8 protein-coding genes are annotated in these 8080 nt (G+C 54.1%); all 8 read right to left on the bottom strand.

Annotated features, from left to right (window positions below):
• Nucleotides 1–993, bottom strand: a 993-nt coding sequence (gene recA, locus RR877_RS09100) for a recombinase RecA (protein WP_332627979.1), incomplete at its 3' end; no start/stop codon positions are given.
• A gap of 269 nt (nucleotides 994–1262) precedes the next feature.
• Nucleotides 1263–1487 (bottom strand): DUF3046 domain-containing protein, encoded by a 225-nt coding sequence (locus RR877_RS09095; RefSeq protein WP_277494439.1) that lies wholly within the window; start codon nucleotides 1485–1487, stop codon nucleotides 1263–1265.
• Between the two features lie 8 nt (nucleotides 1488–1495).
• Nucleotides 1496–1804, bottom strand: a complete 309-nt coding sequence (locus RR877_RS09090) for a helix-turn-helix transcriptional regulator (protein ID WP_332627978.1) — start codon at nucleotides 1802–1804, stop codon at nucleotides 1496–1498.
• Nucleotides 1805–1947: 143 nt separating this feature from the next.
• Nucleotides 1948–2406 (bottom strand): CinA family protein, encoded by a 459-nt coding sequence (locus RR877_RS09085; protein WP_110233090.1) that lies wholly within the window; start codon nucleotides 2404–2406, stop codon nucleotides 1948–1950.
• A gap of 9 nt (nucleotides 2407–2415) precedes the next feature.
• Nucleotides 2416–2982 (bottom strand): CDP-diacylglycerol--glycerol-3-phosphate 3-phosphatidyltransferase, encoded by a 567-nt coding sequence (pgsA, locus tag RR877_RS09080; RefSeq protein ID WP_110233089.1) that lies wholly within the window; start codon nucleotides 2980–2982, stop codon nucleotides 2416–2418.
• A 10-nt stretch (nucleotides 2983–2992) separates the two neighbouring features.
• Nucleotides 2993–5704: a DNA translocase FtsK gene (locus RR877_RS09075; protein WP_332550700.1), complete on the bottom strand. Its 2712-nt coding sequence runs from the start codon at nucleotides 5702–5704 to the stop codon at nucleotides 2993–2995.
• Nucleotides 5705–5818: 114 nt separating this feature from the next.
• Nucleotides 5819–7468, bottom strand: coding sequence for a glycoside hydrolase family 13 protein (locus RR877_RS09070; RefSeq protein ID WP_332619106.1), 1650 nt, complete (start codon nucleotides 7466–7468; stop codon nucleotides 5819–5821).
• A 136-nt stretch (nucleotides 7469–7604) separates the two neighbouring features.
• A partial coding sequence (locus tag RR877_RS09065; RefSeq protein WP_332627976.1) for a carbohydrate ABC transporter permease occupies nucleotides 7605–8080 on the bottom strand: 476 nt, incomplete at its 5' end.

The raw sequence follows: 8080 nt of genomic DNA, 5'->3' as shown, positions 1-8080 counted from the left end.
ACCCACACCGAGCTTGGCCAGAATCTTCTGCTCAATCTCGAGGGCAACAGCAGGGTTCTGGATGAGGAAGTTACGAGAGTTTTCCTTACCTTGACCAAGCTGATCTGCTTCGTAGGTGTACCAGGCACCCGACTTCTTCACGATGCCGTGATCGACACCAAAGTCAATCAGGCTACCTTCGCGAGAGATACCGGTTCCATAGAGGATGTCGAACTCTGCCTGCTTGAAGGGGGGTGCCATCTTGTTCTTGACGACCTTGACGCGGGTACGGTTACCCACTGCGTCAGTGCCATCCTTGAGGGTCTCAATGCGACGAATGTCCAAGCGAACTGACGCGTAGAACTTCAGCGCCTTACCACCGGCGGTGGTCTCGGGGCTTCCGAAGAAGACACCGATCTTCTCGCGCAGCTGGTTGATGAAGATCATGGTGGTGTTGGTCGAGTTGAGGCCACCGGTGAGCTTACGCAGCGCCTGAGACATCAGACGTGCCTGGAGGCCCACGTGGGTGTCTCCCATTTCACCTTCGATTTCAGCGCGGGGAACTAGAGCGGCAACCGAGTCAATGACAACGAGGTCGATAGAACCGGAGCGAACCAACATGTCGGCAATTTCGAGTGCTTGCTCACCAGTGTCAGGCTGTGACACCAGCAGTGCGTCAATGTCGACACCGAGCTTCTTGGCGTAGTCGGGGTCAAGTGCGTGCTCAGCGTCGATGAAGGCAGCAATGCCGCCCTGCTTCTGGACGTTAGCAATCGCGTGAAGAGTGAGTGTGGTCTTACCCGAGGACTCAGGACCGTAGATCTCTACGATGCGGCCACGGGGAAGTCCGCCAATGCCGAGAGCAACATCCAATGCGATGGAGCCTGTCGGAATCACCTCGACTGGAGCGCGCTCGTCGCTTCCCAGGCGCATGACGGAACCCTTACCGAACTGGCGGTCGATCTGGGCTAGTGCTGTTTCTAGTGCTTTTTCGCGGTCAGCGGCAGATGCCATGGCCGTCTCCTTTACTTATCGAGGGTGATTCGCCTATCGGCTGCCGTGCTACTCCTCCGCTACCGACCGGCCGGTGAAGGCGGGACGGGCGCTGCGGGGCGCTTACGACAAGGCGCATGCTCCTATATGGACGTGTTTCACCGTAAGAGAAGCCACTGACATTGAGTGCCAGAGGTGATTCTCCGTGGATAACACGTGCAAACAAGTGCATGTGTAGGAGACTAGCCGTTTTCGAATACATATTCGAACAAATGTCGGCGTGTTGAAAATTACTTCTTGGGCTCCGGCAGACCCACGCCATACCAGCGGGACTCAGGAACATCGACAGCTTTGACCAGAGCAAGCCACACGTTTCGCGCGGGGATACCCTTACGCAAGGCTTCCGCGGAGGTAACTGAACCTAATTCGGACAGTACTAAATCATTGACCAGAACACGGCCATAAGCCTCACCGAACTCATCAGAGACGGCACGCCAAAATTCGCTGAGGCGCACGAACGCTTCTAGCGTGTTGCAGCGAAGTCGTTGACGAACTCGTCAGGAACAGTGTCGGGAATCGCACGAATAGGTTCGATTCTTTCAATCACAGCAAGACGATCCCCTACTTCACGCATGATCTGCGAGATGGGGGTGTCCAGAGCATCTGCTACAGCAGCAAGAATTTCTGAGCTTGCTTCCTTTTGGCCACGTTCAACCTCGCTCAAGTAACCGAGTGCCACGCTGGCCTTGCTTGCAACCTGTCGCAACGTGCGACCTTTCTGCAGGCGGTAGTCGCGCAGAACATCGCCGATTTCCTGTCGAACAAGAATCATGGTGCCTCCCTACGCTGGTGAACTATAAAAGTTCCTCTACATCTATAACCCCATGCTAGCTCCAGAAACCTGAAAACCAGATGTGAGTCTGCTTGTATCAACTTAGGTTACGACAGTTTTATTCCCAGAATGTTTCAGAAGGCTCAAGAAACTGCAGATGCCAGCATCCGCAAGGCGGCATGGACGGTCAAGGAACGGATTTCATTGCGTGTTCCAGACAAGGAAAGCTCCTCAACGACGCGCTTCTTGCCCCATACGCAGGCAATAAAGACCGTTCCTACAGCTTTTCCATCCTGCGGTTCTGGCCCGGCCACTCCCGTGGTCGAAATACCAATATCGGCCCCTAGTTTGGAGGCGACACCAGCAGCCATCTCCAAAGCAACGTCTGCGTCCACGGCCCCTACGGTGTCAAGCAGTTCATGTGGAACATCCAACATCGATGCCTTGAGATCCGTCGCATAGGCCACTACTCCCCCGCGAATAACCGCTGATGCACCAGGAACCTCTGTCAACGCAGCACAGAGCAACCCACCCGTCAACGATTCGGCAATGGCAACGGTCAGACCGCGGTGAGTCAAACGTTCGATCAGCTCAACAGTCACAGTCGCCCCTTAGGCCTTTGACGTGTGCTTCTTGTTTTGGCGCCAGGCATCCACTAGATAATCAATTCCAGTCCAGACGGTAATGATGGTCGCAGCTGACATCAGCACAATGTTGATGATGTTGGCACTATCGCCAATGACTGCCTGCATAGGCAGCAAAGCAAAGGTGATGGCGACGAACTGAGTAATGGTCTTGAGTTTTCCGCCACGAGAGGCCGGAATGACACGATCGCTCAACACTGCAAAGCGGAATACGGTAATTCCCACTTCGCGGAGCAAGATCACAGCGGTAACCCACCATGGCAGCTCATCCAAAATGGATAGTGTGATCAGCGCACCACCAGTAAGGACCTTGTCCGCAATGGGGTCAAGCAGTTTTCCAAAGTCACTGACCACGTTGTATTTACGCGCAAGGTAGCCATCAATGCCATCTGTGGCCATACCGAAAACGAACAGTCCAGCACCCCACCAGCGAAGTGGTGATGTGAGGTCATCGCCTGCGGTCAAGAGCATCCAGATAAAGACTGGAGCAAAGAAGATCCGGACGATGGTGATGGTGTTGGGGACGTGCTTCATAACATTCACGTTAGTCGCGATCAGTGAGGTTCCAGGCGTCTTCACTACCTTCGTCACCGTCAACTTCTTCTAATCCAGCAGACATTTCCGCAACGGGATCGTTGGCGTAGGGGTCCCCAGTTGGGATTACAGAAGCAGTTGGGGGTGCAGGGGAAGCAACAACGTCGCCCTTGAGCTTGGCGAGGACCTCAGGGAGTTGTTCCTGGGAAACCAGAACATCTCGAGCCTTGGAACCTTCGGAAGGGCCCACAATGTCGCGGCTTTCCATCAGGTCCATCAAGCGTCCTGCCTTAGCAAAGCCCACACGAAGCTTGCGCTGCAGCATCGAGGTGGACCCAAACTGGGTCGAGACAACAAGCTCAACAGCTTGCAGGAGAACATCGAGGTCGTCTCCGATGTCTGCGTCAATCTCTTTGCGTTCCGCTGCGGCTGCAACGTCCTGACGGTATTCAGGACGAGCTTGACGGGTGACGTGCGTAACAACCTTGTGAATCTCTTCTTCAGAAACCCAAGCGCCCTGAACTCGGATGGGCTTGTTTGCGCCCATAGGCAGGAACAATGCGTCACCTTGACCAATGAGCTTGTCAGCTCCTGGCTGGTCCAAGATCACGCGGGAATCCGTCACGCTGGTCACGGCGAATGCCAGACGAGATGGCACGTTGGCCTTGATCAAACCAGTCACGACATCCACAGAAGGTCGCTGCGTGGCGAGGACAAGGTGAATACCAGAGGCACGCGCCAACTGGGTAATTCGAACGACAGAATCTTCTACGTCACGTGGTGCAACCATCATGAGGTCTGCGAGCTCGTCTACGACGACCAAAAGATATGGGTATGGGCGAAGCTCGCGCTTGCTGTCTGGCGGCAGCGTTATCTCGTTGTTCACCACAGCACGGTTGAAGTCATCAATGTGACGGAAGCCAAAGCTGGCCAAGTCGTCGTAACGCATGTCCATCTCTTTAACAACCCACTGCAGTGCTTCAGCTGCTTTCTTGGGGTTGGTAATGATGGGCGTAATGAGGTGTGGAACACCTGCATAGGGTGCAAGCTCAACACGCTTGGGGTCAACCAAAACCATGCGCACTTCTGCAGGAGTGGAGCGCATCAAAATGCTTGTGATCATGGAGTTCACAAAGCTGGACTTACCAGAACCGGTAGAACCTGCCACAAGTAAGTGAGGCATCTTGGCCAGGTTGGCAACAACGAAGCCACCCTCAACATCTTTACCCACACCAATAGTCATGGGGTGTTCGCTGGAAGTAGATGCGTTCGAACGCAGCACATCTCCCAAAGTGACAATTTCGCGGTCGGTGTTGGGAATTTCAATACCAATAGCGCTCTTGCCGGGGATAGGTGAGAGGATACGAACTTCGTTCGATGCCACGGCATAAGACAGGTTCTTCGACAACGCAGTAACGCGCTCAACCTTGACACCAGGGCCAAGCTCAATTTCGTAGCGCGTCACGGTGGGTCCTCGGCTGAAACCAGTCACAGTGGCATCAACAGCAAACTGCTTGAGGACTTCTGTAATGGCACGAACTGCTTCGTCATTAGCTGCCGAGCGAGTCTTTGCAGGAGCACCCTGAGCCAGTGCATTGGCTGGCGGAAGGCGATAAATAGCTGCTGGACCCTTGGGCGCAGGCGGTGCGGCGACAACTGCTTCGTCCACACCCGCAGCTTCGGCGGTCGGTGCGACGATGTTCACCGGAGCGGTGGAGACATTGTCCTGTGCCGCCACGGCCGAGGAGTCTGTAACGACCTCGCCGGTGTGGAATACCCGCACTGCTTCTTCTGCGTTTACCAGTTCCTCGATGATGTCGAGGTCTGTCATTTCGCGCGTAGCTGCGAGATCGACAGCATGCGCTGCAGGGTCGGTGATGACCGGTGAATCGAAAGCGGCCTCGGTCTCACGGCGACTACTGTTCCGGCGCCACCAGGGCAGAGAAGAAGCTTCAACAGGGTCAAGATCAAGAATCTCGATTTTGCCTGTCTGGTTTGCCTCTGTGTCAGTGTGAGCACCGAAAAGGTAGGCGTAAAGCTCGCGGAAACGTGCACCAATACGGTTGGGTGGAGTCTTGGTAATGATCAAGAGCGAGAGCAAAATCAGGGCAATCATCACGATGACTGCACCCACTGGTGAGATCACTGTCGAAAGCGGACTGGCAAGAATCCAGCCCATCAAGCCACCCGCGTCTGCCAGTGCAGCGGGACCAGAAGAAGGATCAGGCTGTCCACCAAAGACCTGAGCAAGACCAGCAGCCGCCATCAATAGCAGCGTGAGGCCAACACCAATGCGGTTGTTGTCATTGACCGAACTGGGGTGTCGGAAAAGCCAAATAGCTGTCAACAACATGACGACTGGAAGGCCATACGCAATTCGCCCAAAAAGCCCACCGATTGTCCAGTCGTTGATGATCTGAGCGATTTCGTTATTGGGCAGGAACCACTGTGTGATTGCTCCCGCAATTGCGAGAACGACGAGAGTGAATGGCACGCCGTCACGGCGTTCATCTTTGGCAAACTTTTCAGGCCCCAGCATGCGTGCAGCACCACCGGTGATGTGGGCCATGCTCATCCAGAGCCAGGCAATTCCGGTGTATTTTGCTCCCCCGTTTGAAGAGTTTGAGCGTGCACTTGGAGAAGACTTTGTGGACTTCGAAGCGGAGGTACGCGAACGAGACCCACTCGTCGAACGGGAACGCGAATTAGAGCCTGAAGCCATGCCTCAAAGTTACGCGAGGGCACTGACTTTGCCCGGGATTACAGGCGAGTGTCCAGATATAAGAATGCCCGGCAACCAAGGGTTGCAGGGCATTCAATCGGAGGGAGGGAACCCCTATGTTGTGATCCACGCGGTGGCGTTGCTTGGAAGCTTGCCATCTACGAGTGGAGCACTGGTGAGTCGAACCGTGCCTGCGGGAAGGGCCACTGGCTTCTTCCCGAAGTTTGTAATGTTGTGCCATCCGTTAGGACGCACAAAGTGAACCACCTTGCGCTTGCTGGGAACAAACTCAAGGGTTTCATCCGTGAGGAGCTCCTTGCGCAACTTCAGTGCAGCGCGGTAGAGCTTGAGGGTTGAATCTTCCTGAGCTTCTTCAAACTCAACCGAGTGACCAGCAAACCAGGCTGGCTGAGGCAAGTGCGCTGAACCGGTACCGAAACCGAAAGAAGAACCAGTCTTCTCCCAAGGCAATGGAACACGGCAACCGTCACGACCCTTACGAGTCATTCCGTCACGGAGCCACATCGGATCCTGAAGAACCTGTCCTGGAAGGTCAGCTACTTCAAACAGTCCCAGTTCTTCACCCTGGTAGAGATAGGTGCTTCCGGGAAGAGCCAGGAGCAACATTGTTGCCGCACGTGCACGTGTCTGTCCCTTTTCGCGGTCTAGCTCGGGGCTAGTTCCATCAGTCATGACCCACTTTTCAAAGTTGGTCTTTTTGGGCAAACCGTAGCGAGTGGCGTGACGAATCACATCATGGTTCGAGAGAACCCACGTAGAAGAGGATCCTGACTTCTCGGAAAGCTCAAGGTTGAATTCAATGGTCTTCTTGAATTTCTTCGCAGACCAGGGTGCGCTCAACAGGTCGAAGTTGAATGCTTGTCCCAAAGTTTCAGGGCTTGCATAACGAGTACGACGTTCTGCGGGGACCCACGCTTCTGCAACAGCAACACGAGGAGGGTTGTAGGAGTTAAAGATTTCTCTCCAACCCTTGTAAATCTCCATCACGTCATCGCGGTCGAAGAGGTGGTGAGAACCATCAAGAGGAATGTTCTCCATGTCATAGTTCTTGATATCTGGATATGGCTCAGACATGTCCTTTTTCATGGCGTGAGCCACGTCGATACGGAATCCGTCTACGCCACGGTCTGACCAGAATCGAAGAGTCTTCTTGAAGTCTTCGATGACTTCTTCGTTATCCCAGTTGAAGTCTGGCTGTTCAGGGGCAAAGAGGTGGAGATACCACTGTCCAGGGGTGCCATCTGGGTTTGTCGTGCGAGTCCACCCGGTGGGGCCAAAGTGAGAGGGCCAGTTGTTGGGTGGCAATTCACCGTTTTCACCCTTACCGTCACGGAAGATGTAACGATCACGTGCTGCAGAACCAGGCTCTGCTTTGAGTGCTTCTTGGAACCACACGTGAAGATCAGATGAGTGATTAGGGACAATGTCCGCAAAGACGCGAATTCCCTTGGCATGGTATGCCGCAATCATCTCGTCAAATTCAGCTAAGTTACCTAGCTTGGGGTCAACGTCACGGTAATCAGCAACGTCATAACCACCATCGGCAAGCGCCGAAGGATAGAACGGGCTCAGCCAAATGGCATCAACGCCAAGTTCTGAAAGATAGTCAACCTTGGACGTGATGCCCTTGATGTCTCCCAGGCCATCCCCATTGGAGTCTTTGAACGAACGAGGGTAGACCTGGTACACCACTGCTTGGCGCCACCAGTTTTCATCCCCAGAGAGGAATACAGACTCAGACATGTGATTCAACTTTCGTTTGTTTCTGTGATGCTACGTGTTGTTTCTTTCGAACAGATTTCCTGTCCGTCGACGCGCGTCGATTGTGAAGCAAAAGGTGGGGTTGTGAGGGATGTAACTCCCCCACAACCCCGAGGTATTACTTGACCGAACCCATCGTGACACCCTTGAGGAGTGTGCGCTGGAAGATCAGGAAGAAGAGCAGGGTAGGCAAGATACCGACCAGTGCTGCAGCTGCCTGAGTGGTGGGGTCACTGGTGTACTGACCAGATGCCAGACCCATCGACAAAGCCACAGTTTGGCTGTCGTTCGAAGGCAACATAACCAGAGGCAACAGGAACTCGTTCCATGTCCAGATGAAGAAGAACACCATCAGAACAGTCAACGTAGGACGGACCAAGGGGAACACAATGTCCTTGAGCAAACGCCAGCTACCAGCACCGTCGATACGTGCAGCTTCGAGAAGTTCCATGGGGAAGTCCGACATCACGGAGGACACCAAGTAGGTACCGAATGCACTTTGCAATACAGCAAAGATGATGATCAGTGCCCAGATGTTGTCGTAAAGACCGACCATCTTCGCCATACGCAGCAAGGGGTACATGAGTGCTTCAC

It is taken from the genome of Aurantimicrobium sp. (assembly GCF_036667855.1).
Taxonomy (GTDB): domain Bacteria; phylum Actinomycetota; class Actinomycetes; order Actinomycetales; family Microbacteriaceae; genus Aurantimicrobium.
This window is presented reverse-complemented; position numbering and strand designations above follow the sequence as displayed.

Bases quoted from the DNA above. Each gene is read 5' to 3' on its own strand.
- RR877_RS09090 (WP_332627978.1), bottom strand. From the start codon at position 1,804: ATGATTCTTGTTCGACAGGAAATCGGCGATGTTCTGCGCGACTACCGC.
- RR877_RS09075 (WP_332550700.1), bottom strand. From the start codon at position 5,704: ATGGCTTCAGGCTCTAATTCGCGTTCCCGTTCGACGAGTGGGTCTCGT.
- RR877_RS09070 (WP_332619106.1), bottom strand. From the start codon at position 7,468: ATGTCTGAGTCTGTATTCCTCTCTGGGGATGAAAACTGGTGGCGCCAA.
- pgsA (WP_110233089.1), bottom strand. From the start codon at position 2,982: ATGAAGCACGTCCCCAACACCATCACCATCGTCCGGATCTTCTTTGCT.